The sequence below is a fragment of the Actinoplanes octamycinicus genome, from assembly GCF_014205225.1.
Lineage (GTDB): Bacteria > Actinomycetota > Actinomycetes > Mycobacteriales > Micromonosporaceae > Actinoplanes > Actinoplanes octamycinicus.
This window is the reverse complement of sequence record NZ_JACHNB010000001.1, coordinates 4,197,047-4,220,934: the sequence shown is the minus strand read 5'-3', so window position 1 is coordinate 4,220,934 and position 23,888 is coordinate 4,197,047. Positions and strand designations below refer to the sequence as shown.

Annotated in this window: 15 protein-coding genes; 4 read left to right on the top strand and 11 right to left on the bottom strand. The window is 72.7% G+C overall.

Features of this window, described 5'->3' with window-relative positions; translation table 11 throughout:
- Positions 1-14: 14 nt before the first annotated feature.
- The 8 genes from BJY16_RS18820 to BJY16_RS18785 form a co-directional block, all read right to left on the bottom strand.
- A complete protein-coding gene (locus tag BJY16_RS18820; protein WP_185040735.1) occupies positions 15-2,906 on the bottom strand; it encodes an AAA domain-containing protein in 2,892 nt (963 codons plus the stop codon).
- A 31-nt stretch (positions 2,907-2,937) separates the two neighbouring features.
- The gene (locus tag BJY16_RS18815; protein ID WP_185040733.1) at positions 2,938-3,453 is read right to left on the bottom strand and encodes a hypothetical protein; all 516 of its coding nucleotides are present in this window, start codon (positions 3,451-3,453) and stop codon (positions 2,938-2,940) included.
- Between the two features lie 14 nt (positions 3,454-3,467).
- Positions 3,468-5,114: an alpha/beta hydrolase gene (locus BJY16_RS18810; RefSeq protein ID WP_185046536.1), complete on the bottom strand. Its 1,647-nt coding sequence runs from the start codon at positions 5,112-5,114 to the stop codon at positions 3,468-3,470.
- 5 nt (positions 5,115-5,119) lie between these two features.
- A complete protein-coding gene (locus tag BJY16_RS18805) occupies positions 5,120-5,398 on the bottom strand; it encodes a hypothetical protein (protein ID WP_185040732.1) in 279 nt (92 codons plus the stop codon).
- A 62-nt stretch (positions 5,399-5,460) separates the two neighbouring features.
- Positions 5,461-6,018: a GTP-binding protein gene (locus tag BJY16_RS18800; protein WP_221502833.1), complete on the bottom strand. Its 558-nt coding sequence runs from the start codon at positions 6,016-6,018 to the stop codon at positions 5,461-5,463.
- Positions 6,019-6,037: 19 nt separating this feature from the next.
- On the bottom strand, positions 6,038-6,373 hold the full coding sequence (locus BJY16_RS18795) for a DUF742 domain-containing protein (protein WP_185040728.1): 336 nt from the start codon (positions 6,371-6,373) through the stop codon (positions 6,038-6,040).
- Between the two features lie 49 nt (positions 6,374-6,422).
- Complete coding sequence (locus BJY16_RS18790; RefSeq protein ID WP_185040726.1) at positions 6,423-6,848, bottom strand: roadblock/LC7 domain-containing protein; 426 nt, start codon at positions 6,846-6,848, stop codon at positions 6,423-6,425.
- Positions 6,845-9,184 carry a nitrate- and nitrite sensing domain-containing protein gene (locus BJY16_RS18785; RefSeq protein WP_185040716.1) on the bottom strand — a complete coding sequence of 780 codons (2,340 nt, stop codon included), beginning with the start codon at positions 9,182-9,184 and terminating at the stop codon, positions 6,845-6,847. The genes BJY16_RS18790 and BJY16_RS18785 overlap by 4 nt, the downstream gene beginning before the upstream one ends.
- Positions 9,185-9,388: 204 nt before the next feature.
- Here BJY16_RS18785 and BJY16_RS18780 point away from each other — a divergent pair, with 204 nt between their 5' ends.
- Together BJY16_RS18780 and BJY16_RS18775 are read left to right on the top strand one after the other, a co-directional pair.
- A complete protein-coding gene (locus tag BJY16_RS18780) occupies positions 9,389-12,556 on the top strand; it encodes a penicillin acylase family protein (protein ID WP_185040714.1) in 3,168 nt (1,055 codons plus the stop codon).
- Between the two features lie 166 nt (positions 12,557-12,722).
- Positions 12,723-18,179: an ATP-binding protein gene (locus BJY16_RS18775; RefSeq protein WP_185040713.1), complete on the top strand. Its 5,457-nt coding sequence runs from the start codon at positions 12,723-12,725 to the stop codon at positions 18,177-18,179.
- A gap of 59 nt (positions 18,180-18,238) precedes the next feature.
- On the opposite strand, the gene BJY16_RS18770 is transcribed toward BJY16_RS18775, so the two are convergent.
- Entirely contained in the window at positions 18,239-18,817 is a 579-nt protein-coding gene (locus tag BJY16_RS18770; protein WP_185040711.1) for a hypothetical protein, read from the bottom strand.
- 22 nt (positions 18,818-18,839) lie between these two features.
- Entirely contained in the window at positions 18,840-20,831 is a 1,992-nt protein-coding gene (locus BJY16_RS18765; RefSeq protein WP_185040709.1) for a M4 family metallopeptidase, read from the bottom strand.
- A 397-nt stretch (positions 20,832-21,228) separates the two neighbouring features.
- Between BJY16_RS18765 and BJY16_RS18760 the strand changes: the two genes are divergently transcribed.
- A complete protein-coding gene (locus tag BJY16_RS18760) occupies positions 21,229-22,587 on the top strand; it encodes a HAMP domain-containing sensor histidine kinase (protein ID WP_185040708.1) in 1,359 nt (452 codons plus the stop codon).
- 1 nt (position 22,588) lies between these two features.
- Here the strand turns inward: BJY16_RS18760 and BJY16_RS18755 are convergent, their stop codons facing one another.
- A complete protein-coding gene (locus BJY16_RS18755) occupies positions 22,589-23,263 on the bottom strand; it encodes a response regulator transcription factor (RefSeq protein ID WP_185046535.1) in 675 nt (224 codons plus the stop codon).
- A 46-nt stretch (positions 23,264-23,309) separates the two neighbouring features.
- Between BJY16_RS18755 and BJY16_RS18750 the strand changes: the two genes are divergently transcribed.
- A complete protein-coding gene (locus BJY16_RS18750) occupies positions 23,310-23,882 on the top strand; it encodes a hypothetical protein (RefSeq protein WP_185040706.1) in 573 nt (190 codons plus the stop codon).
- The last annotated feature ends 6 nt before the right edge of the window (positions 23,883-23,888 follow it).

The window sequence follows — 23,888 nt, the reverse complement described above, 5'->3', positions numbered from 1 at the left end:
GCCCGAGCCGGGCGTCAGGTGCGGGGTGAGCGCCGGGCGCGATCGGCTCGCGGCGCCTTCACCGACATCGTGCCGCTGCCCGGCGTCTCGCTGAACCCCATGTCCCAGATCCGACCGGCCGCCACCTCGGCGATCTCCAGGGCGGCCCGGCGCGGATCGCCCTGCCAGCGGCTCGGGAACGCCTCGATCAACTGCCAGCCGGCCCGGTGCAACGCGCCCTGCCGCTCCAGGTGCGCGGCCGGCCCGTCCGGGTGCACCCCGGTGAACACGCCGACCGGGCCCACACACAGGTCGACGGTCCACGGCCCGACCTGGTAGCCCGGCTGCACCGGCAGGTCCAGCCGGTCCAGTTCGGCGGCCAGCTCGGCGGCCCAGCCGGCCGGCGCCGGGCCCGGCTCGGCGGCGCGCGGGCCCTCGGCGTGCGCCAGGTAGTCCCGGAGCAGGCCGGTCGGCGCGGTCAGCGAGGTCAGCACGACCAAGCGGCGCCGGGCCCGGGTGACCATCACGGTGAACAGCTGCGGATCGGTGACGAACCGCCGCCGGCCCGCCGAGTCGCCGTCCACCAGGCCCAGCGAGACCACCACCGCGTCGGCCTCGCTGCCCTGGAACGCGTGCACCGTGCCGACCCGCAGCCGCAGCTCCTCGATCCGCTCCGCGGGCACCGCCGCGACCAGGGCCGCCTCCAGCGCCTCGGCCTGCGCGCGGAACGGGCTGATCACGCCGATCCCGCGGTGCCCGGCCGCGGCCAGCTCCTCGACCGCCGCCAGCGCGGCCGTCACCTCGGCCCGGTTCACGCCCTTGACCACCTCGGCGGCGGACACGTGCCGCACGTCGACGGCGTCGATCGCGTCGGCCGCCGGGGTGCGGGTCAGCACCGACACCCGGCCGCCGTAGAACCGCCGCGCCGGGAAGTCGATCAGATGCGGCACGCTGCGGTGATGCTCGGCCAGCCAGGTCACCGGGGCGGCCGCCGCGGCCAGATCGTAGCTGCTCACCCGGCGCACGTCGAGCCGCTCGTCGGCGCCGTGCCGGTCCAGCACCTGGGTGACGTCGACGTCGCTGACGAACGACACGAACCGCAACTGCCGCGGATCGCCGACGATCAGCGCGCGCCGGGCCCGGGCCAGCACCGGGGCGGCCCGGATCTGGTCCACGTGCGACGCCTCGTCGATCACCACCAGGTCGAACAGGCCGGGCTCGGGCGGCAGCAGGTCCTCCACGTCGGCGACCGTGCCGATCCACAGCGGCAGCGCGCGGACCAACGGGGCGGCGGCCATCCGGGCGAGCAGCTCGCGGCGCCGGTTGCGGCCCGCGCGCAGGGCGGTGGCCAGCGCGCCGGCCGCCCGCCGGGCCTCCCGGGTCCAGCGGTCCGCGCCCCGGGCGGCGTCCCGCATCGCCCGGCCGGCCGCCTCGCGCAGGTCGTGCTCGGCGTCGTGCAGGGCGGACCAGGCGGCGGCCAGGTCGGTGCCCCCGGTCGCGGCGAGGTGGGAAGCGGCACGCTGCGCGGTGGCCGCGGCGAGCGCCTCGCTCACGGCGGCGTCCCTTCTCGCGGCGTCACTCACGCCGAGCAGCCGGAACGCCTTGCGCCGGGCGGCTCGGGCCCGCCACCGGGACCACCAGCCGTCGCCCGGGCCGGCGGCCAGCAGCGCCCGCACCTCGTCGAGATCCACGGTGTCGTCGAAGGCGCCCGGGACCTCGGCGGCGAGGCGCGGCAGGAGCGGCTGGTAGTCCGGGAGCGTCGCGGCGCACTGCTCCAGCTCCAGCGCGCGGCACACGGCGGTGCGCTTCTCGCGTACCGAAGACGCCGCGGCCTGCACCCGCGCCTGACCGGAACGGATCAGCGATGCCTCGACCCCTCGATCGGCGCCCGCGGTCAGCTCGGCCTCCAGGCCGGCCCGGCCGGTCGCGTCGCCGAACAGCACCGGCGGCGGGCCCGGATAGCGGGCCAGCAGACCGGCCAGCACCTCGGCGGCGTGCGGCGACTGGGTCGCCACCAGCACCGACCCGCCGCGGTCGACCACCTCCAGGGCGGCCGCCACGACCGTGTGGCTCTTGCCGCTGCCGGGCGGCCCGGAGACCACCGTGATCGGCGCCGCCCTGGCCCGCCGCACCACCCTGGCCTGCGATCCGGTCAGCGGCAGCGGCGAGATCACCGGGTCGTCCCCGCCCTCGTCCGCCGCGCCGTCGCGGCCCTGGTCGCGGTTCTCATCGAGGGCCCTGCCGCGGGCATCGGCACCGGGCTGATCGCGGTCCCGGGCGGTGGGCTCGGGGCTGCTGTAGACGGCGGCCAGCGCGGTGCCGGACAGGTCGCGGCCGGCCCAGCTGCGCAGGCTGTCCGCGAGACCGACGCCGAAGACGTCGCGGACCACGAAGAGCGCCGGGGCGGCGACCAGCACCAGGCCGCTGGCCGGGATCTCCCGGTGCGTGCCGACGATCGCGCCGACCGTGAAGCCGGTGGCGTCCGCGACCGATTGCAACCATGCCCGGCTGCCCAGCGCCTCCAGCCAGCCCGGCGCGGCCAGCCCCGGCGCGGCCTCCAGCGCGGCGGCCAGCTCACGGTCCTCGACCAGCGGCGTCACCTCGACGTCCCCGGCCGGGACGACCCGGTAACCGAGCAGCGTCCGCTCCAGGTGCACCGGCTGGCTGAGCAGCGGCACCCGGACCTTCCGCGGCTTGCCCTCGATCTCGGCCTGGCCGGCCAGGAACCCCCAGCCCCGGTACAGGATCCGCTCCTCGCGGTGCAGCGCGTCCAGCGCGGCGAGCCGCTCGACGGCGGCCTGCCGCGGCGCTTTCTCCGCGACCTCCAGCCAGACCAGCGGCTGCGCCCCGCGGGTCACGTCCAGGGTCCGCTCAGCCGCGGCCGGCGCCAGCTCGGCCAGCACGGCAAGCACAGTCGGCGGCAACATCGCGTGCGAGATTACCGCGCACCCGCTCGCGCTACTGCGGGTCCGGCGTCCCGTTCTCCCAGATGCACGGCGAGTCGCCACCGAGCGTGTAGTCGAGGTGATCCTCTCGGTCCCAGCCCTGGACGGTCACCAGATATCCGTCCGGTGTCTCGACTGAGTAGACGGGGTAGCGCTTGTCGGACCGCTGGTCCGAGTAGGCCTTGTAGCCTTGCTGCTGCCAGAACGCCGCCAGCACGGGGATGACCTGATCAGCCTGCCAGGCGCCATCAGCCGGCGGGAGAATCGAATAGCGCTTCTCGACGATGACGCGACCTGCGGGGCCGCCATCGGTGGGATCGTCACACGGCAGAGACTTCACATCGATGCCAGGCTTGAGGCTGCTGCCCGGGGGCAACTGCGCAAACGCTTCCTGGATCAACTTCTCCACACGTTCAGATGCCTGCGTGTTCGTCTCGGTGGGCTGCAATGCTTTGTCCTCTCCGCATGCGGCGACCACAGCAACGATGCACGCCACCAGACTTGCGCCGATGAGCCTTCCCAGTTTCACGGTCCGTTCCTTCGCTACAGCTGGCCGGTGACGATCATTGCTATGTTCTTCCGGGCGATATTGCCGGGGTCCCAGTAGGCCGAGTGGGTAGCGCCCTCGTTGTTCGGGTTACCCGGGTTACTGGCGAAGTTCCGGGCACCGAAGTCCAGATCGCTCGGATCGTTCCCGTGGATCACACCCCAGTCGGGGACGGCCCGGATCATGTCGTGAGCCGCGCGCGTCGCATACACCTGTTCCGGCCGGACGCCGGTCAGCTCCGAGGCGTGGTTGACGTCCACACCCGGCGATCCGACGAAGACCACCTTGTCGGCACTGATGCTGGAACTCATCGCAGCATGACCGACGGTGGTCGCACCATAGCTGTGCCCCAGGACAGTGTTGTGCGACGGGACCTCGCCCTCATGGGTGGCTCGCAGGCCGGTCTGGAACTTGTCGAGGATGGGGCCGCCGGCCTCGGCATACGATTTGGAGCCGGCATTCTTGAAGATGTCGTCCGGAGCGTCGTAGCCGAACCAGTACACCGCCGCAGTCTTCGCCTTCGGATCGAGGTCATTGGCATCCCCGGCCATGACATCGGCTCGGTCTATGCCGCCCCTGACCTTCGAGAGTTGCTCGCCGGTCCCCGGTACATAGGTGACGACATTGTCCGCGGTGTCGGGGTTGCCGACCGCGACGATCGTCTTTCCGTCATCCGCCGTCGAGAGACCGACCAAGAACGCGTCCGGCTTGTTCGGGTCGGCGAGGCGGGAGCTGATCGCGTTCAGTCCGCGCAGTTTGCCCGACAGCTCGCCCTGCTGCCGCTGCAGCTTGATGAGCTCCGTCTCCCAGGCCGCCTTCGGGTCGAGGACGTGCGGATACACCTCCGCGAGCCGGCTCGGGTACATGCTCCGCAGATAGTCGCTCCGCGCCTGGGACGTGGCCAGTTCCTGCTTGAGCACGCCGTCCTCCCGCAGCAGGACCGACCGGTTCGCCAGGTCTCGGTCGGTGATCGGGATGCCGTCCAACGCGCCGACCAGGTCGGGGAAGTCGAGGATCGCTTGCTCCTGCTGCTGCGGGGTCAGCGACTCCCACCATGCCCGGACCTGGGCCGGGGTGCGCTGGGCTTGCGCCTCCAGGTCGGTACGCGAAACAGGTTGCAGCTGGGTCGTACCGAAACCGGTCCTCGGGGTGGGAATGTTGATCGTGATGGCGTTGGCGGTGGAGTCGTCCAGGGCGCGCGCCCGCTCGACGACCGACCGCAGGTCGTTGAGGAGCAACCCGGTCTGCCGCGCGGTGTGCTCGAGATGGCCCGCCGAGTAGGCCGCGGCTGGCGCGGTGATGCCGCCGGTCGCCGGGTCCACCGAGTACCCGGCCCGCCGGGCCTCGGCCACGATCCCCTCCGCCTGCTGGCGCAGCGCGCTCATCCCGTAGGCATGCTGGTCCATCGCGTCGAAGATGCGCTTCGCCGGGTTGCAGGTGTTGCTCACCTCGGCCCGCAGGGCGGCCGCCCGCTCGGCCGCCGCGGCCGACCCGGCGCCCTCCGGCCAGGCGTGCGGCAGGTCCCGGGTGCCGCGGATCAGCTGTTCCGCGGCGTCGTCGACGCCCCGCGCCAACCGCTGCCACTGGTCGGCGGCGGTGTGCCAGGGCGCCACGTCGAGGACCAGCAGGTCGGCCAGGGTCATCTCGCTCATCGCGGCCCCCGGAGGTCGCCCGCGTTCTCCCGATCGGTGGTCTCCAGGTCGCGGGCCGCGTCGGTCAGCCGGGCGCCGAAGCCGGTGACGTCCGCGGTGAGCCGCCGCAGGTCCGCCAGCCAGGCCTTCGCGGCGGCCTGGGCGGCGACGGCCGCGGACGAACCGGGGCGCGGGGCCGGCGCGAGACCTTGAGCTGGCAGCTTCCGCAATGTGGTGGCGGCTGCGCCGACCTCCGCGCCGATTCCGCGCAGGGCCTCAATGTCCACCCCGAGCATCGGTCCCTCCCCTCGTGCGCTTCGACAGGAGGTACACCGATTTCGATGCGGCAGTTCAATGCCTAGAGCGACGCGGCACGTTCCAGGCGGCGGGCCAGGACGCGCTCGGTGAGGGTGACCAGGACGGTCTTGACCGATTCGCGGCGGCGGGCGTCGCACTCGACCATCGGCAGCTCGTCGGTGAGGCCGAGCGCCTCGCGGATCTCGGTGTGCTCGAAGCGGCGCGCCCCGTCGAAGGTGTTGACGCCCACGATGAACGGGATGTCGTGGTCCTCGAAGTAGTCGATGGCCGGGAAGCAGTCCTCGATCCGCCGGGTGTCGACCAGCACGATCGCGCCCAGCGCCCCGTCCACCAGGTCGTCCCAGAGGAAGGCGAAGCGGTCCTGGCCGGGCGTGCCGAACAGGTAGAGCAGCAGCGCCTCGTCCAGGGTGATCCGGCCGAAGTCGAGGGCGACCGTGGTGGTGGTCTTCTGGGCGACCGCCGAGGTGTCGTCCACGCCGATCGACTTCTCGGTCAACTCCGCCTCGGTGACCAGCGGCTCGATCTCGGAGACCGCGCCGACGAAGGTGGTCTTGCCGACCCCGAAACCGCCGCTGATGACGATTTTGACGGCCACCAGTGGTGACGCGGTGACCGTTTCAGAGCGCCCGAACACGATCCCGGATCCTCTCGATCAGTGTGGTGGACAGCTCCCCCGGCCTCTGGTCCACGAGCACGAAGCCTTCGGTGATCAGGTCGGCGACGATCACCCGGACGACGCCGAGCGGCACGCTCAGCGCCGAGGCCAGGTCCGCGATCGATCGCGGCGACTGGCAGAGTTCGACGATCCGCCGGGCCTCGAACCGCAGCGGCGCGGAGAGCGCGGCCGGGGCGGCGTACAGCTGGGTCTCGATCCGCAGCCCGTCGTGCATCGGCTCGGTGCGCCCGCCGGTGATCATGAAGGGCCGGACCATCGGCCCGTCTTCCGAGTTCATCGCGCCACCTCCGCCGCACCCCGGCGGCGGCCGGCGCTCGCAAGCCCGCTCATCTCGGTAGGCTCTGCCGCGACTCGGCGATCAGCGCGGGGGTGAGCAGGTCGCCGAAGCGCTCGGCGAGCCGGGCGATCTCGTAGCCGACCAGGCCCAGGTCGCTGTCCCCGCCGGCCACCACGCCGAGGCAGCTGCCGCCCGGGATCACCGAGATCACCAGGAAGCCGCGCCGCATCTCGATCATGACGAGCTTGAGCCCGTCGAAGTCGTAGCGGCGCGACGCGGTCCGGGCCAGGCTGGCCATGCTGGAGACGATCGCGGCCAACTGGTCCGCCTCGGCCCGGCTCAGCCCGTCCGAGCCGGCGATCAGCAGCCCGTCCGAGGAGACCGCGACGGCGTCCCGCACGCCGTCGGTCTGATGGACGAAGTTGCCGAGCATCCAGTTGAACTGGTGCCGGTCGGCGGGCGCTTCCACGGTCATCGGTTCTCCTCGGAGGTGGCGGCTTCAGCGAACGAGGTGGCGGTATCGCCGAAGGAGGTGGCGGTGCCGCCCAACGAGGTGGCGGTATCGCCGAAGGAGGTGGCGGTCTCGGCGAAGGGCCGGGCGCCCCGTTCGAGGCCGGCGCGCAGGGCGGTGAGACGGTCCCGCACCGCGCCGGGGGCGTCGCTGACCGCGACGGTGGGCTCGTCGTGCGAGGCATGCGAGCCGTGCGAGACGTGCGAGGCATGCGAGCCACGCGAGGAATGCGAGCCGCGCGGGGCAGGCACCGGGTCACGATCCGCCCGGCGCGCACGAGGGATGCGTTTTCGCAGACCATTCGCCGTACGATCGGAGTCCAGCCCGGCGATCGCCGGGCGCTCCGTGACCACCACGTAGTCGACTTCCAGAGCTCGTGGCCGGATCCGCATCGGGTCCGCGGTGCGCGGCTGCTCCAGCCGGACCGGCTCCGGCGCCGGGGCCGCCGGGCCGATCTCCGGCGGCTCGGCGAGCAGCTCGGCGGGCAGGCTGATCCGGGCGGTCACCCCGGTCACCGCGGACGGGGTGAGCCGCACCTCGGCACGCATCTCGGCGGCCAGCCGGCCGACCACGTAGTGCCCGAGGAACTTGGCCGGCCCGACCATGAAGTCGCCCTCGCCGCGCAGCCGCTGGTTGGCCCGGTCCAGGTCGGCGTCGCTCATCCCGACGCCCTGGTCGCAGACGGCGATCAGGTAGCCGTCGCCGACCCGCCGCCCGTGGATCTCCACCTCCAGGTCCGGCGGGGAGAAGGTGAGTCCGTTCTCGATCAGTTCGGCGAGCATGTGGGCCAGTCCGCTGGCCACCGCGCCCTGCACCATCGCGTCGTCCAGGCGGCGCAGCACCACTCGCCGGTACTCCTCCACCTCGGAGACGGCGGCCCGGATCACGTCGGCCAGCGGCAGCGGTTCCGGCCACTGCCGCGGGCTGGCCGCGCCGACCAGGACCAGCAGGCTCTCCGCGTTGCGCCGCATCCGGGTGGCCAGGTGATCCAGCTCGAACAGGTTGGCCAGGCCGCCCGGGCTGGTCTCCTCGCGTTCCAGCCGGGTGATGAAGCCGAGCTGGCGGCGGAGCAGGTTCTGGTTGCGGCGGCCCAGGTCGGCCAGCGACTCGGCGGTGCTGCGGCGCAGCCGGGCCTGCTCGGTGGCCAGCTCGTACGCGGTCTTCTGCACCCGGTCGAAGGCGTCGGCGACCCGGCGCACCTCGGCGCTGGCGCCGCCGGCCACCGGCACCTCACCGGGTGGCCCGGTGTCCTCGCCGGCCGCGGCCCGGCGCACCGCCTCCGGCAGCCGGTCACCGGCCAGCCGGTCGGCCTCGCCGGCCAGCTCGGCGAGCGGCTCGGCCAGCGAGCGGGTGGCGCCGATCGCCAGGTAGGCCGAGCCGGCCAGGCAGAGCAGCACCACCGCGGAGAGCAGCGCCAGCCGCAGGGTGGCCCGGTCGCGCAGTTCCTCGGCCCGGGCCAGGGTGCGCGCGCCGATCTGCTGGGCCAGCCCGGTCATGTCGTCGAGCATCGTGGCCACCGCGGTCCACCAGGCGGCCGAGTCGGCGAGCAGGCTCTGCCGGTCGCCGGCGCGCAGCGCGGCGCGTTCCACGGCGTGCGCCCGGGTGGCCGCGTCGCTGCTCATCAGGGTGGTCTTGGCGGCTGCTGCGGCCGGGTCGGCGAACTCGTCGAACTCGCCGAGCGACAGGTCCCGGGCGGCGACGATGTTCAGCAGCTCGGAGAACTCGCCGCTGCGGAAGCCGCCGGCGGTGATCACCCCGTCCAGGAACACCCACTCCTGCGCGGTCGCCTCCTTGACCTCGGTGAGCATCTCCAGCGACTCGGCGCCGCGGCGCAGCTCCAGGTCGTCGACGATCTCCAGGTGCCGGGTGTCGTCGGCGAGGTGCTCGATCACGCCGGTGTAGAAGTCGAAGGTCTCGGCGCGTTCCCCGTCGCCGGTGTCGGCCGCCGCCCGGATCCGGGCCAGGCCGTCCAGCTGGTCGTCGGCGCCGGCCAGCGCCGCGGCCAGCTCGGCGCGCTGGGCGTCGACCCGCTGCCGGGCCGGGGCGATCCGGTCCCGGAAGGCGGTGTTGCCGCCGAGCACCGCGACGGTCAGGCCGCGTTCGTTCTGCAGCTCCTGGATCAGTCCCTGGAGGGCCAGGATCTGGGTGATCCGGCGTTCCGCGGCGGACGCGTCGCGGTAGCGGGAGATCTCGTTGACGTAGATGACGGTGAGCAGCGTCAGCATGGCCGCCAGCGGCAGCGCCAGCATCCGTACGACGCGCCCGCGGATGGTGTGGTCGCGCCGGGTGCTGCGCCGCATCCTCGGTACCCCCCAGTGGTGGTTCGGAGTCGTTCCGTGACCGCCCAGGATTGGCGTCCGTCAACGCCCGGTCAACACCCCGATCGGGGAACGCCCCCATTCGGGGGACGGCGGCGCGCTGTTCGCTCTGGCGCCGCGTTACATCGACGTTTTAACATCTATGAACGATTTTCGCGTTCGAGCGTGACCCCGAAGGGACCGTCCATGCGCCGACGCTTCTCGCAGCTCACCGCTGCCCTCTCCGCCTCACTCCTGACCACCGCAGTCCTGGTCCAGGTGAGCGAACAGCCGGCCACCGCGGCGTTCGCGACCAACGACTACTGCCTCGGCGAGTGCTCCGACATCCTGCCGCCCGGGCAGAACGGGGACGCCGATCTCGCGCAGATCCTGGCGCACCAGGTGCTCGGCACCCAGCCGCCGCACGCCGACGATCAGCTCCGGCCGTACGCGAACCTGGCGTACAGCTACACCGGGCTGACCCCCTCCCAGATCAACTCCTTCTTCAACGACTCGTCGTACGGGGTGGCCTCGACCAACGTGGCCAGCACGGTCTCCCCGCGCGCGGACGTGACGATCGTGCGGGACAAGGCGCTCGGCGTCCCGCACGTCACCGGCACCACCCGGGCCGGGACGATGTTCGGCGCCGGGTACGCCGGCGGGCAGGACCGGCTGTTCCTGATGGACCTGATGCGGCACGTGGCGCGGGGCTCGCTCACCTCGTTCGCCGGGGGCGCCGCGGGCAACCGGGAGCTGGAGCAGAGCGTCTGGCGCAACTCGCCGTACACCGAGGCGGACCTGCAGGCGCAGCTCGACACGCTGCGGGCGTCCGGCGCCCGGGGCGCGCAGCTCTACGACGACGTGGTGCAGTACCTGGCCGGCGTCAACAAGTACATCGACGACTGCATGGCGGCCCGGGACTGCCCCGGCGAGTACGTGCTGACCGGGCACCTGGACGCGATCACCAACGAGGGCGGCCCGGCGGACTTCGTGCCGACCGACCTGATCGCGGTGGCCGGCGTGATCGGCGGCCTGTTCGGCGGGGGCGGCGGTACCGAGATGCAGTCCGCGCTGGTCCGGATCGCCGCCCGGGCGAAGTACGGCGCGACCGCCGGCGACCGGGTGTGGCAGCAGTTCCGCTCGCAGAACGACCCGGAGGCGGTGCTGACCCTGCACGACGGGCAGAGTTTCCCGTACGGCGCGGGGAACCCGAACGCGGCCGGCGTGGCCATGCCGGACCCGGGCAGCGCGGTCCCGCAGGAGATCGTCTTCGACAGGACGGGTTCCGCGGCCAGTGGCACGAGCGGGAGCAGCGCGATCGCCAAGTCGCTGAGCACGCTGACCATGGACAGTGCCAGCCGCGGCATGTCGAACGCCGCCGTGGTGTCCGCGGCGAACTCGGCCACCGGCCACCCGGTCGCCGTCTTCGGCCCGCAGACCGGCTACTTCGCCCCGCAGCTGCTGATGCTCCAGGAGCTGCAGGGTCCGGGGATCAGCAGCCGCGGCGTCGCGTTCAGCGGACTGAACCTCTACACGCTGCTCGGCCGCGGGCCGGACTACGCGTGGAGCGCGACTTCCTCCATTCAGGACATCACCGACACGTACGCGGTGCGGCTCTGCAACGCCGACGGCAGCGCGCCGACCACGGCGTCCACGTCGTACCTGTACCACGGGACGTGCACGGCGATGGAGAACCTGACCCGGACCAACTCGTGGAAGCCGACCGTCGCCGACTCCACGGCGGCCGGCTCCTACCGGCTGACCGTGCAGCGCACCAGGTACGGCCTGGTCACCTGGCGGGGCACGGTGGGCGGGACGCCGGTGGCGTTCACCGGGCAACGATCGACGTACCGGCACGAGGCGGACTCGGCGATCGGGTTCCAGATGTTCAACGAGCCGGAGCAGATGGGCACCGCGGCCGGCTTCACCACCGCCGCGTCGAACATCCCGTTCGCGTTCAACTGGTTCTACGTCAACTCCACGCAGAACGCGATGTACACCTCGGGAGCTCAGCCGGTCCGGCCGGGCACCGTCGACCCGAACCTGCCGAACTGGGGCGACCCCGCCAACGAGTGGCTGAGCTGGAACGGCAGCACCGCCCACCCGCAGGCGGTGAACCAGGACTACTTCATCAGCTGGAACAACAAGCAGGCGGCCGGGTTCTCGGCGGCGGACGGCAACTTCAGCTTCGGCTCGGTGCACCGCGGCGACCTGCTCGACGCGCCGCTCAAGGCGGGCATCGCGGCCGGCACGAAGTACGACCGGGCGTCCCTGCTCAAGCTGGTCGAGCAGGCCGGGCTGACCGACCTGCGCGGCAAGGAGGTGCTGCCGGTGCTCCTGCGGGTGATCGACACCGCGGCGGTCACCGACCCGGCGCAGGCGGCCGCGGTCGCCAAGCTGCGCGCCTGGCTCAGCAACGGCGCGCTGCGCCGGGAGACCGCGGCGGGCAGCAAGGCGTACGCCGACGCGGACGCCATCCGGCTCTTCGACGCGTGGTGGCCGAAGCTGGTCCAGGCGCAGTTCTCCGCCGGGCTGGGCAGCGGGCTGTTCGACGCCCTGGTGGACGCGCTGCAGATCAACGAGTCGCCGTCCGGCGGACAGACCGGCCCGGTCTCCGACCTGCCCACCTCGGCCAACGAGTCGCAGGCGCACAAGGGCTCGGCGTTCCAGTACGGCTGGTGGGGCTGGGTGGACAAGGACCTGCGCGCGGTGCTCGGCGACGCGGTGCCGAACTGGTCGACGAAGTACTGCGGCGGCGGGACGGTGAGCGCCTGCCGGAGCGCGCTGCTGACCAGCCTCGGCGCCGCGCTGGCCGAGCCGGCCGGGACCACCTACCCGGGCGACGAGCACTGCTCGGCGGGTGACCAGTGGTGCGCCGACGCGATCCTGCAGTCGCCGCTGGGCGGGATCACCCACGACCTGATCGGGTGGCAGAACCGGCCGACGTACCAGCAAGTGGTGTCCTTCCCCGCGAAGCGGGGCGACTCGGTGAGCAATCTGGCGAGCGGGAAGAGCGTCAGCGCGTCGAGCACGCAACTCGGCTATCCGGCGAGCAACGCGGTCGACGGCAGACCGGGCACCCGGTGGGCCAGTTCCTGGTCGGACAACCAGTCGATCCGGGTGGACCTGGGCGCCACGACGCGGGTGGCCCGGGTGGTCACTTCGTGGGAATCGGCGTACGCGACCGCGTACCGGATCGAGACCTCGGCGAATGGGACCACCTGGACCGAGGTGGCCGCGGTGACCGGAGGAAACGGCGGCGTCGACAACGTCGTGCTGACCCCGACCGACGCGCGCTACGTGCGGCTCACCGGGCAGACCCGGGCGACCAGTTACGGCATCTCACTATTTGAGCTGGAGATTTATTCACATTGATGTGACAGCCTGGTCCGCCACCCTCGGCGGACCAGGCTGAATTACCGCTCGGTAATACTCACGAGTAACCCCGAGACGCATTCGGAGCAGGGCGGTTACCCGTCATCCGGCTTTACCACCTGTAGTCTCCTGGCGAAGGTTTTCGCTGAGGTAAGGGCTCGATCGGGTGTTCAAACGAATCGCCATCGTCAACCGTGGTGAGGCCGCGATGCGGCTCATCCACGCCGTCCGGGAGCTCGCCGCGGAGACCGGCGCGCAGATCGAGACCGTCGCGCTTTACACCGACGTCGACCGGACCGCCACCTTCGTCCGTGAGGCCGACATCGCCTACGATCTCGGTCCCGCCGCCTCCCGGCCCTATCTGGACCTCAAGGGTCTGGAGCACGCGCTGGTGCAGACCGGCGCGGACGCCGCCTGGGTCGGCTGGGGCTTCGTCGCCGAGGACCCGGCGTTCGCCGAGCTGTGCGACCGGATCGGGATCACGTTCATCGGGCCCAGCGCGGAGGCCATGCGCAAGCTCGGTGACAAGATCGGCTCGAAGCTGATCGCCGAGGAGGTCGGCGTGCCGGTCGCGGCATGGAGCCGCGGCCCGGTCGAGACGCTGGAGGCCGCGCTCGAGGCGGCCGAGCGGATCGGCTACCCGCTGATGCTCAAGGCGACCGCCGGTGGTGGCGGGCGCGGCATCCGCAAGGTCGCCTCGGCCGAGGAGCTGGCCGACGCCTACGAGCGGACCAGCCAGGAGGCGGCCCGCGCGTTCGGCAGCGGCATCGTCTTCCTGGAGCGCCTGGTCACCGGCGCCCGGCACGTCGAGGTGCAGGTCATCGCGGACGGCCAGGGCACCGCGTGGGCGATCGGCGTGCGCGACTGCTCGGTGCAGCGGCGCAACCAGAAGGTGATCGAGGAGTCCGCCTCCCCGGTGATGCCGGCCGAGCGGGCCGCCGAGCTCAAGGCGTCCGCTGAGCGGCTCGCGGTCGCGGTCGGCTACCGCGGCGCGGCCACCGTCGAGTTCCTCTACCACCCCGGGGAGGACCTGCTGGCCTTCCTCGAGGTGAACACCCGGCTGCAGGTCGAGCACCCGATCACCGAGTACGTGACCGGCACCGACCTGGTCAAGCTGCAGATCCACGTGGCTTCCGGCAACCGGCTGGAGGGTGAGCGGCCGGTCGAGCGCGGGCACGCGATCGAGGCCCGGCTCAACGCCGAGGACCCGGACCGCGACTTCGCCCCCTCCCCCGGCAAGATCGTCCGGCTGGAGTTCCCGGCCGGCCCGGGCATCCGGGTGGACACCGGGGTCAGCGAGGGCGACAGCATCCCGGGCGACTTCGACTCGATGATCGCCAAGGTGATCGCGTACGGGAAGGACCGGGACGAGGCGCTCGGCCGGCTGCGCCGCGCGATGACCGAGACCACCGTCGTGATCCAGGGCGGCGCCACCAACAAGAGCTTCGTGCTCGACCTGCTCGACCAGCCCGAGGTGATCGACGGCAGCGCCGACACCGGCTGGATCGACCGGGTCCGCGGCGAGGGCCGGCTGGTCTCCGACCGGCACTCCGGGGTGGCCCTCGCGGCCGCCGCGATCGAGGCCTACGAGGACGAGGAGCACGTCGAGCAGCAGCGCCTGCTCTCCACCGCGTTCGGCGGGCGGCCGCAGGTGCGGCACGAGAGCGGGGCGCCGCTCGACCTGAAGCTGCGCGGATCGACGTACCGGGTGCGGGTGGCCCGGGTCGGCGCGCACCGGTTCCGGGTCGGCGTGGAGGCCGGCGACGACGTCCGGCTGGCCGACGTGATCCTGGAGCGGTTCGACGAGCACAGCGGCCGGATCGTGGTCAACGGCGTGCGGCACAAGCTGCTCACCGGCACGCACGGCGCGATCACCCTGGTCGAGGTGGACGGCGTCACCCACCGGATCAGCCGGGACGAGGGCGGCGTGCTGCGCTCCCCGATGCCCGCCCTGGTGGTGGCCACCCCGCTGGAGGCCGGCGCCGAGGTCGAGGCCGGCGCGCCGGTGCTCGTCCTGGAGGCCATGAAGATGGAGGCGGTGCTGCGCGCGCCGTTCCGGGCCCGGGTCAAGGAGGTGCTGGTCGCGGTCGGCAGCAAGGTGGACGCCGGCGCCGCGCTGCTGCGCCTGGAGCCGGTCGGCGGTGACGACGCCCAGGAGGCGGCGGCCACCACGGCCGCTCCGATCGACCTGCCCGCCGCGCCGGACGGGGAGCCGGCCCGGCAGCGCGTCGCCCGCGGCCAGGAGGACCTGCGCAGCCTGCTGCTCGGCTTCGACGTCGACCCGCACGACGAGCGCCGGGTGCTGGACGACTACCTGGCCGCCCGGGCCGTCGCGATCGAGGAGGGCCGGCGGCCGCTGGACCGCGAGGTCGCGCTGATCGAGGTCTTCGCCGACCTGGCCGAGCTGAGCCGCAACCGGCCGGCCGGCGAGGAGCCGGGCGACACCCACGTGCACAGCGCCCGCGAGTTCTTCCACACCTACCTGCAGAGCCTGGACGTGGAGCGGGCCGGCCTGCCGCAGTCGTTCCGGACCAAGCTGGCCAAGGCGCTCGGCCACTACGGCGTGACCGAGTTCGAGCGGACCCCGGACCTGGAGGCCGCGGTCTTCCGCATCTTCCTGGCCCAGCAGCGCGGCAGCGTCGACGCCGCGGTGGTCGCCGCCCTGCTGCGCGCCTGGCTGCAGGAGCCGCCGCCGGACGCCACCCTGCACGAGCCGGCCGGTCTCGCCCTGGAGCGCCTGGTCGCCGCGACCCAGGTGCGCTTCCCGGCGGTCGCCGACCTGGCCCGCGGTGTGGTCTTCACCTGGTTCGGCCAGCCGCTGCTGCGCCGCAACCGGGCCCGGGTCTACGCCGAGATCCGCAAGCACCTGCGGCACCTCGACGAGTTCCCGCAGTCGCCGGACCGCGCCGACCGGATCGCCACGATGGTCCGCAGCACCGAGCCGCTGGTCCGGCTGCTCGGCCAGCGCCTGGTCCGCCACAACCTGGACAACTCGGTCCTGCTCGAGGTGCTGACCCGGCGCTACTACGGCAACAAGGGGCTGGACGCGGTCCGCTCCACCGTCTCCGGCGGCGTCTCGTTCGTCGTCGCGGAGAAGGAGGGTGCGCGGGTCGTCTCGGCCGCCGAGGGCTTCGACAACCTGGGCCGCACCCTGGCCGGGCTGGCCGAGCTGGCCGGCGGGGACGGCGCCATCGACGCCGACATCTACCTCGCGTGGGAGGGCCAGCCGGCCGACACCGAGGAGATGGCCACCGCCCTGCACGAGGTGATCAGCGGGGTTGCCATGCCGCCGCAGGTGCGCCGGGTCACCGCCACGGTCGCCGGGCGCAGCGGCGCGGTGATGCACCACCACTTCACCTTCCGGCCGTCCACCACCGGGATGGAGGAGGAGCGGCTGATCCGCGGGCTGCACCCGTACATCGCGCAGCGGATGCAGCTGGAGCGCCTGCGCAAGTTCGACCTGACCCGGCTGCCGTCGGCGGACGAGGAGATCTACCTCTTCCAGTGCGTCGCCCGGGAGAACCCGGCCGACGACCGGCTCGTCGCGTTCGCCCAGATCCGCGACCTGACCGAGCTGCGCGAGCAGGACGGCCGGCTGGTCGCCCTGCCGACCACCGAGGACACCATCAGCACCTGCCTGGACGGCATCCGGCGGGCGCAGTCCCGGCGGGCGTCGGACAAGCGGTTCAACACCAACCGGATCGTCATCTACGTGTGGCCGGAGCTCGGCCTCACCCACGCCGAGATGGAGATGATCGCCCGGCGGGTGTCGCCGACCACGGCGGGCGCCGGCCTGGAGGAGATCCTGTTCATCGCCCGGCGGCGCGACGAGCGGACCGGCGAGCTGGTCAAGGTGAACGTGCGGATCACGTTCAGCGCGACCGGCGGGACCGAGCTGATCCTCGGCAAGCCGACCACCGACCCGGTCGAGCCGCTCGACGGCTACCGGCAGAAGGTGCTCCGGGCCAGCAGCCGCAACACCGTCTATCCGTACGAGCTGGTCGAGTTCCTCGGCTCGTTCGAGGAGCACGACCTGAACGAGCAGCACCAACTCGTGCCGGTCGACCGACCCAAGGGCAAGAACGCGTCCGCGCTGGTCGCCGGCGTGGTCCGGACGGTCACGTCGCGGCATCCGGAGGGCATCACCCGGGTGGTGCTGCTGGGTGACCCGACCAAGTCGCTGGGCGCGTTGTCCGAGCCGGAGTGCCGCCGGGTGATCGCGGCTCTCGACCTGGCCGAGTCGCTGCGGGTGCCGCTGGAGTGGTACGCGCTGTCCTCCGGGGCGCGGATCTCGATGAGCTCCGGTACCGAGAACATGGACTGGGTGGCCGCCGCGCTCAAGCGGATCGTCGAGTTCACCCAGGCCGGCGGCGAGATCAACATCGTGGTCGCGGGGATCAACGTGGGCGCCCAGCCGTACTGGAACGCCGAAGCGACCATGCTCATGCACACCAAGGGCATCCTGGTGATGACCCCGGACTCGGCGATGGTGCTGACCGGCAAACAGTCCCTGGACTTCTCCGGCGGCGTGTCGGCCGAGGACAACTTCGGCATCGGCGGCTACGACCGGGTGATGGGACCCAACGGCCAGGCCCAGTACTGGGCGCCGAACCTGATGGCCGCCCGCGACGTGCTCATGTCGCACTACGACCACACCTACGTGGTGCCGGGCGAGGCCGGCCCGCGGCCGGTCGAGAGCACCGACCCGGTCGACCGGGACATCTCCGACTTCCCGCACGTGGTCGACGGCAGCGACTTCACCACGGTCGGCGAGATCTTCTCGGCCACCTCCAACCCGGACCGCAAGAAGCCGTTCGACATCCGTACGGTCATGCGCGCCCTGGCCGACCAGGACCACCCGGTGCTGGAACGCTGGGCCGGGATGGCCGACGCGGAAACCGCCGTCGTGCAGGACGCCCACCTCGGCGGCATGCCGGTCTGCCTGCTCGGCATCGAGTCCCGCTCGGTCCCGCGCCGCGGGTTCCCGCCCACCGACGGCCCGGACACCTACACCGCCGGCACCCTGTTCCCCCGCTCCTCGAAGAAAGCAGCCCGGGCGATCAACGCCGCCAGCGGCAACCGCCCCCTCGTGGTACTGGCGAACCTGTCCGGCTTCGACGGCTCCCCCGAATCGATGCGCAAACTCCAGCTCGAATACGGCGCCGAGATCGGCCGGGCCATCGTCAACTTCCAGGGCCCGATCGTGTTCACCGTGATCTCCCGCTACCACGGCGGCGCGTTCGTCGTCTTCTCCAAGGCACTCAACCCGAACATGACCGTCCTCGCCCTGGAAGGCTCGTTCGCCTCGGTCCTCGGTGGCGCACCGGCCGCGGCCGTGGTGTTCACCGGCGACGTCAACAAGCGCACCGCGACCGACCCGCGGATCACCGCCATGGAGGCCCGGGTCTCCGCGGCCAGCGGGGCCGACCGCAGCGCGCTCGCGGCCGAGCTGGACGAGCTGCGCTCGTCGGTCCGGGCGGAGAAGCTGGGTGAGGTGGCGGCCGAGTTCGACCGGGTGCACAGCATCCAGCGGGCCGTCGAGGTCGGCTCGGTCGACGCGGTGATCAAGGCGGCCGAGCTGCGGCCGCGGATCATCGAGGCGATCCGGGGACGTCAGTCCTGACCTGATGGACAGCAGAGCGGCGGGCCACCTGAGGTCTCAGGTGGCCCGCCGCTCCGTTCTCAGGCCTGGAACAGACCCGCGACCAGGGTCAGCACCGGGTTCTGCGCGATGGCGTGCGCGGCGTCGCAGCCGTGCACCGCGGTGGCGACCGACGCGCTGACGATCTCGTACTCGAAGCCGTCGGCGCAGACCGCCGGGGACGCCGAAGGGGTCCGCCGGCCGGTGAACTCGGGCGCCGTCAGCAGCTGGCGCAGTTCCGCCATGGTGCCGGCGGACAGCGAGGTCCGCACCGGCGCCTTCCCCCGATGTGTCACCACCGCCGAACCGTCGGCCGCGATGACGACCCGGTCGTCGACCCCGGCGAAACCACCCCGGCGGGTCACGGTCAGCGGGAACGCCTTCCCCACCGGCGCGGCCGTGGCGGTGGCCGTGACGCTGGCCGCCGCCGTGGCGGTGGCCGCGCCGGTGGCCGCCGGAACGGAGGCCGGCCCGGCGGCGGACGGTGCCGCCGGGCTGACCGAGGCCGCCGGCGCGGCGCCCTGAATGTTGTCCGCGCACCCGGCCACGCCGCCGATCAGCAGCGTCGCCAGGACCACGGGGAGGCGCAACGCTCGCACCCCGGTCACCTCCATCGTCATCGTTCCGATCCGGCCCGGTCGATCAGCCGGGCAGGTTCCAGCCGAGCACGGCGTTGCCGGACCCGGCGTAGGAGACCACCCGGTAGCGGTAGCTGCCGGCGGTGCCGGTGTAGGTGAGATTCTCCCGCGCCGTCTCCCCGGTGGACCGGGCCACGTTGGTCCACCGCCCGTTGACACTCTTGTCCAGGTAGAGGTCGAAGTCGGCGCCGGCCGGACCGGCCAGGCAGGCGGTGTGCCGCCCGCTGCCCGCGGTGAAGGTGCCGGTCACCGCGGTGGCGCCGGCGGCGACGGCGCCGCTGTCGTGCGAGGAGAAGCCGGCCTGGCAGTCACCGGACGGCGCGCCGGTCGGCGAGCTGGTGGCGGTCGGCGTGGCGGTGGCCGTCGGCGACGCGGTGGCGCTCGGGCTGGTGGTCGATCCGCCGGTGCAGGACGGCTCGCCCGCGGCGGCCGGGACGCTGACCGCGTTCCACGCCGCCTTGACGGTGGCGCACTCGGTGCCGTTGCCGAACAGCTGTGCCGCCGCGGCCACCGAGGCGGCCCGGGCCTTGGCGTGCGTCCAGCCGCTGGTCTTGCGCATCAGCGTGGCCATGTAGATCTTGCCGGCCTTCTGGATGCCCAGCCCGGTCACCGTGCTGTTGTTGCAGGTCGGGCTGGCCGGCTGGCCGTTGGTCGGCCGGCTGCCCTCGGCGAGCAGGTAGAACCAGTGGTTCTGCGGACCCGCCGCGGCGTGCACCTCGGTGCTCGGGATGGCGCTGGAGAAGCAGTTCGGGTCGCCGAGCTTGGACGGGTCGGCCATGTTCCGGATCGGCCCGCTGCCGGCCAGGTTGGCCATCTCGCCCACGGTGTAGTCGCCCGGGTCACGGGCGTCGTTCGCGAAGAACTCGGTCAGCGCGCCGAAGATGTCGCCGGTCGACTCGTTCAGGCCACCGGCCTCGTTGCCGCTGCTCGAGCCGCCCGGGGTGAACTGGTTGATGGCGTGCCCGAACTCGTGGCCCAGCACGTCCATCACGGTGAGCAGCCGCCGGTTGTCGCTGGAGTGCCCGATCTCGACCCGCGAGCCGTTCCAGAACGCGTTGACGTCGTCCAGGCCCAGCCGGATCGGGAAGGCGCGGCCGTTGCCGTCGATGCCGTCGCGGCCCAGCCAGTCGCGCAGCATGTTCCACTCCTGCGTGACCGTGTACATCGCGTCGACGCAGCCGGTCACCAGGTCGGTGGCGTTGCCGGTGCCCCACGTGTCGGTGGTGCTGGTGAAGGCGGCGCCGTTCTGACCGCCGCACTGCAGCCCGGGGCGGGCCGGGTCACTCATGGTGAACCGTCCGCCCGAGTTGGTGGTGTTGATCGTGACGTCGCCGTAGTAGGCGCCGTGCCCGGCGGCGTCCACGACGTCGTCGCGGGTCAGGTCGCTGATCACCTTGCCGGTGCCGGCGTCCACGAAGACGTGCAGGTGGCTGGGGACCAGGGCGCCGTCGACCCGCTTCCGGCCGTCGAGGACCACCTCGTACGCCAGGACGCCGGCCTCGCGGGCGACCACCTTGAGCGTGCCGCGGTCCGCGGAGTCCACCTTGGCGAGCTGCTTGCGGGCGGTCCTGACGGCCGCCGCGGCGGAGATCTTCGCCTTGGTGCCGACCGACAGCGCCTGGTCCTGCGCCACGTAGTTGCCGAGCACCGCGCCGTTCGCGTCGGTGACCACGACCGCGTCGCCGCCCTCGACCGGCAGACCCTGGTACGACCGGGTGTAGGAGACGTACTGCAGGCCCGACTGGCTGACCACCTGACGCTTCACCAGCTGGTCGTGACCGCTCTTGAAGAACAGCTTCGGCTTCTTCGCCACCAGCGCGGCGGCGGACGTCGTCGCCCGGGAGGTGGCGACAGCCGTCGGGACCGCGGCGGCGGTGGCGGGCGCGGTCTCGGCCGCCGGGGAGGTGGCCGCGTTCCCGTCCGGCATGGTGAGGGCGAGGGAACCGGCGACGGTGACTGCCGCTATCCCGCTCGCCAGCGCGACTTTGTGCTTCAACGGTGCTCCTTGCGCGAATGGTCGCGGCGCCGATGTCCGGGTTGTGCCCGGTCGTCCCGCCGTCGCGAAGTGAGGAATGGCTCGTGTGCCGAGCGAGGGCCAGTTTTCGGTGGCGGGAATGACCGCGTCAATGCGCTTAAGAAATGCTTAACCCTCGATAAGGCTGGGGTTCAGCGTCTTACGGTGGGCTTTCGCCAAGCTTTATCGAGCCGATGCCGGACATCGACGAGAGGTACCGGTGTCGTCACCGGCGACCAGGCAAGACCGCGGGACCGGTTCGTGATCGCACCGATAGCCGGTCTTCCGGTGCGCTTAAGGTTACGCGGGCGAGAATCGCGCGGATCACCACCGGCAGCTATGGTCGGCTCCTGATCTTTCAATTAGCGGTGGTCACGGAATGAGACGCAGTTACGTATGGGTCGCCCTCGCGGTGACCACGCTGGTGGCGCTGGCCTTCGTCATCCCGCTGGCGATGCTGGTGCGCACCGCGGTCCGCGACCGCGCGCTGCGCGAGGCGGAACGGCAGGCCCTCGGGCTGTCCGCGGTGCTGGTCGTGGCGACCGACCGCGACCTGGTGCTGAACTCGATCATGAGTACCGAGGCGGGCAAGCACGGGCAGCTGGCGGCGCACCTGCCCACGCTCGGCACGGTGGGCACCTCCCGGGTCGGCGGCGACCTGGTCGTGCGGGTCCGCCAGCAGCAGGTCGCCGCCACGGTCGAGGCGGCCGGCGGCCAGGTCTACCTGCGGCCGGTGGCGCTGCCCGAGGGGCTGATCGCGGTGATCGAGGTCTACGTGCCGGCCGCCTCGCTGCGCGACGGTGTCGGCCTGGCCTGGCTGGTGCTGATCGGGGAGGCGATCGTGCTGGTCGGGGTCTCCACGGTGCTGGCCGACCGGCTCGCCGCCCGGGTGGTCGGAGCCAGCCGGGATCTGGCCCGGACCGCCACCGCGCTGGGGGCGGGCAGCCTGCACGCCCGGGTCCGGCCGAGCGGCCCCCGGGAGATCGAGGACGTCGGGGGCGCGCTGAACGTGCTCGCCGACCGGTTCACCGAGCTGCTGGCCACCGAGCGGGCCCTCGCCGCGAACCTGTCGCACCGGCTCCGGGTGCCGTTGACCGCGCTGCGGCTGAACACCGAGACACTGCCGGCCGGCCCGGACCGGGACCGCCAGGCGCGGATGGTCGACCGGCTGGAGCAGGAGATCAACGCCGTGATCGTGGAGGCCGCCCGGCCGCTGGCGGCCCGGCCCCGGCTGCGCTGCGACCTGGGCGCCGTGGTGACCGACCGGACCGCGTTCTGGGGCGCGCTCGCCGAGGACCAGGGCCGGCCGTGGCAGACCCAGCCGCCGCCGGCCGGCATCACCGTGCCGGCCGCCTTCTCGATGGTCGCCGAGGCTCTCGACGTGCTGCTCGGCAACGTCTTCCACCACACCCCGGAGACCGCCGCCTGCCGGGTGTCGGTGCAGCGCGGCCCGGACGCCACGGTCTCGGTGGTGGTGGACGACGCCGGCCCCGGCTTCCGGGACGCGGAGAGCGCCCTGGCCCGCGGCGCCAGCGGCGCCGACTCCACCGGGCTGGGGCTGGACATCGCCCGGCGGCTCGCCGCCGACACCGGCGGCCGGCTCACCGTCGGCCGCAGCGATCTCGGCGGCGCCCAGGTGGTGCTCACGCTCGGCGTGGCCGACGACGACGCGCCCGCCCCGGAACCCCGCGCCGGCCTGTGGAAACGTCTCGGCGGCGGTGCGCATGCCCGGCGCTGAGTCAGCTGGTCTCGCCGGGGGCGGAGAGGCGGATGCCGACGCCGCGCACGGTGTGCAGGTAGCGCGGCGCGGCGGCCCGCTCGCCGAGCTTGCGGCGCAGCCAGGTCACGTGGACGTCGACGGTCTCCGGCGAGCGGCCCTCCGGGCCCCAGACGTCGTCGAGCACCTGACGCCGGGTGACCACCTTCCCGGCCCGCCGCATCAGGTACGCCAGCAGGTCGAACTCCAGCCGGGAGAGCTGCAGCGGCACGCCGTCGAGCGAGGCGGTCCGGGCCTCCGGGTCGAGCTCCAGCCCGCCCACGGTCAGCGTCGCGGCGGCCGGCCCGGGCCCGCGCCGCAGCACCGCGGCGATCCGCGCCTCCAGCTGCTCGGCGGAGTAGGGCTTCACCACGTAGTCGTCGGCGCCGGCCCGCAGCAGGCGGATCATCTCGCTCTCCGCGCCCCGGGCGGTGGCCACCACCACCGGCACCGCGGACGTCGACCGGATGCCGCGCAGCACCGCCGCGCCGTCCAGGTCGGGCAGGTTCAGATCCAGGACCACCACGTCGGGGCGCTGGCGGGTCAGCTCGCGGAGCCCGTCGAGCGCGGTCCCGCACAGCCGCACGTCGTGCCCGGCCATGGTGAGCAGCCGGTCGACCGCCTCCCGGATGTCGCGATCGTCCTCGATCACCAGCACGTCCGCCATGGCGACAATCTATCGATCACCGAGGAGGGCCGTCATCGTGGGCCGTAGCTGGCGTTTCGTCATCGCGTGGCTGTCCGCGGCGGTCGCCGCCGTCACCGTCTCCTGGCTCGGGGTGCGGCTCGGCGTCGCGCCCGCGATCACCGACGAGGCGCCGGTGGCGATCGACGCCAACCGCCGCTACACCGAGGTCCGGTTCGGGGTCGCCGACGCCCTGCCGTCGTCGGCCGCGCCGGCCACGCCGCGCCCCAGCCACTCGTCGCCGCGACCGCGCCGGAAGCCGTCCAGCGCGGCGGCCACCCGGACGACCACCCCGCGGCCGGCGCCGTCCCTGACCTCGGCCAGCCCCTCGCCGAGCCCGGCCCCGCCGGCGCCGGACGTGCGCCCGCGCTACCGGGTCCAGTCGGAGGGCGGCGACGTGATCGTCGCCTACTCGTCGACCCGGATCGACGTGGTCGGCGCCGACCCACTCCCCGGGTACGCGGTGACCGTCACCCGGCGCAGCGACACGCTGGTCGTCGCCCGGCTGGCCGGCCCGTCGCACGCCTCGGTCATCACGCTGTACTGGAACGCCGGGCCGGGCGCCCAGATCGTCGAGGAGTACGGCGGCTGAGCGTCC

What these genes read in the sequence shown, in the direction of transcription:
- BJY16_RS18795 (WP_185040728.1), bottom strand. Translation starts at nt 6,373, where the DNA reads ATGAACTCGGAAGACGGGCCGATGGTCCGGCCCTTCATGATCACCGGC.
- BJY16_RS18770 (WP_185040711.1), bottom strand. Translation starts at nt 18,817, where the DNA reads ATGACGATGGAGGTGACCGGGGTGCGAGCGTTGCGCCTCCCCGTGGTC.
- BJY16_RS18805 (WP_185040732.1), bottom strand. Translation starts at nt 5,398, where the DNA reads ATGCTCGGGGTGGACATTGAGGCCCTGCGCGGAATCGGCGCGGAGGTC.
- BJY16_RS18810 (WP_185046536.1), bottom strand. Translation starts at nt 5,114, where the DNA reads ATGACCCTGGCCGACCTGCTGGTCCTCGACGTGGCGCCCTGGCACACC.
- BJY16_RS18760 (WP_185040708.1), top strand. Translation starts at nt 21,229, where the DNA reads ATGAGACGCAGTTACGTATGGGTCGCCCTCGCGGTGACCACGCTGGTG.
- BJY16_RS18790 (WP_185040726.1), bottom strand. Translation starts at nt 6,848, where the DNA reads ATGACCGTGGAAGCGCCCGCCGACCGGCACCAGTTCAACTGGATGCTC.
- BJY16_RS18785 (WP_185040716.1), bottom strand. Translation starts at nt 9,184, where the DNA reads ATGCGGCGCAGCACCCGGCGCGACCACACCATCCGCGGGCGCGTCGTA.
- BJY16_RS18820 (WP_185040735.1), bottom strand. Translation starts at nt 2,906, where the DNA reads ATGTTGCCGCCGACTGTGCTTGCCGTGCTGGCCGAGCTGGCGCCGGCC.
- BJY16_RS18780 (WP_185040714.1), top strand. Translation starts at nt 9,389, where the DNA reads ATGCGCCGACGCTTCTCGCAGCTCACCGCTGCCCTCTCCGCCTCACTC.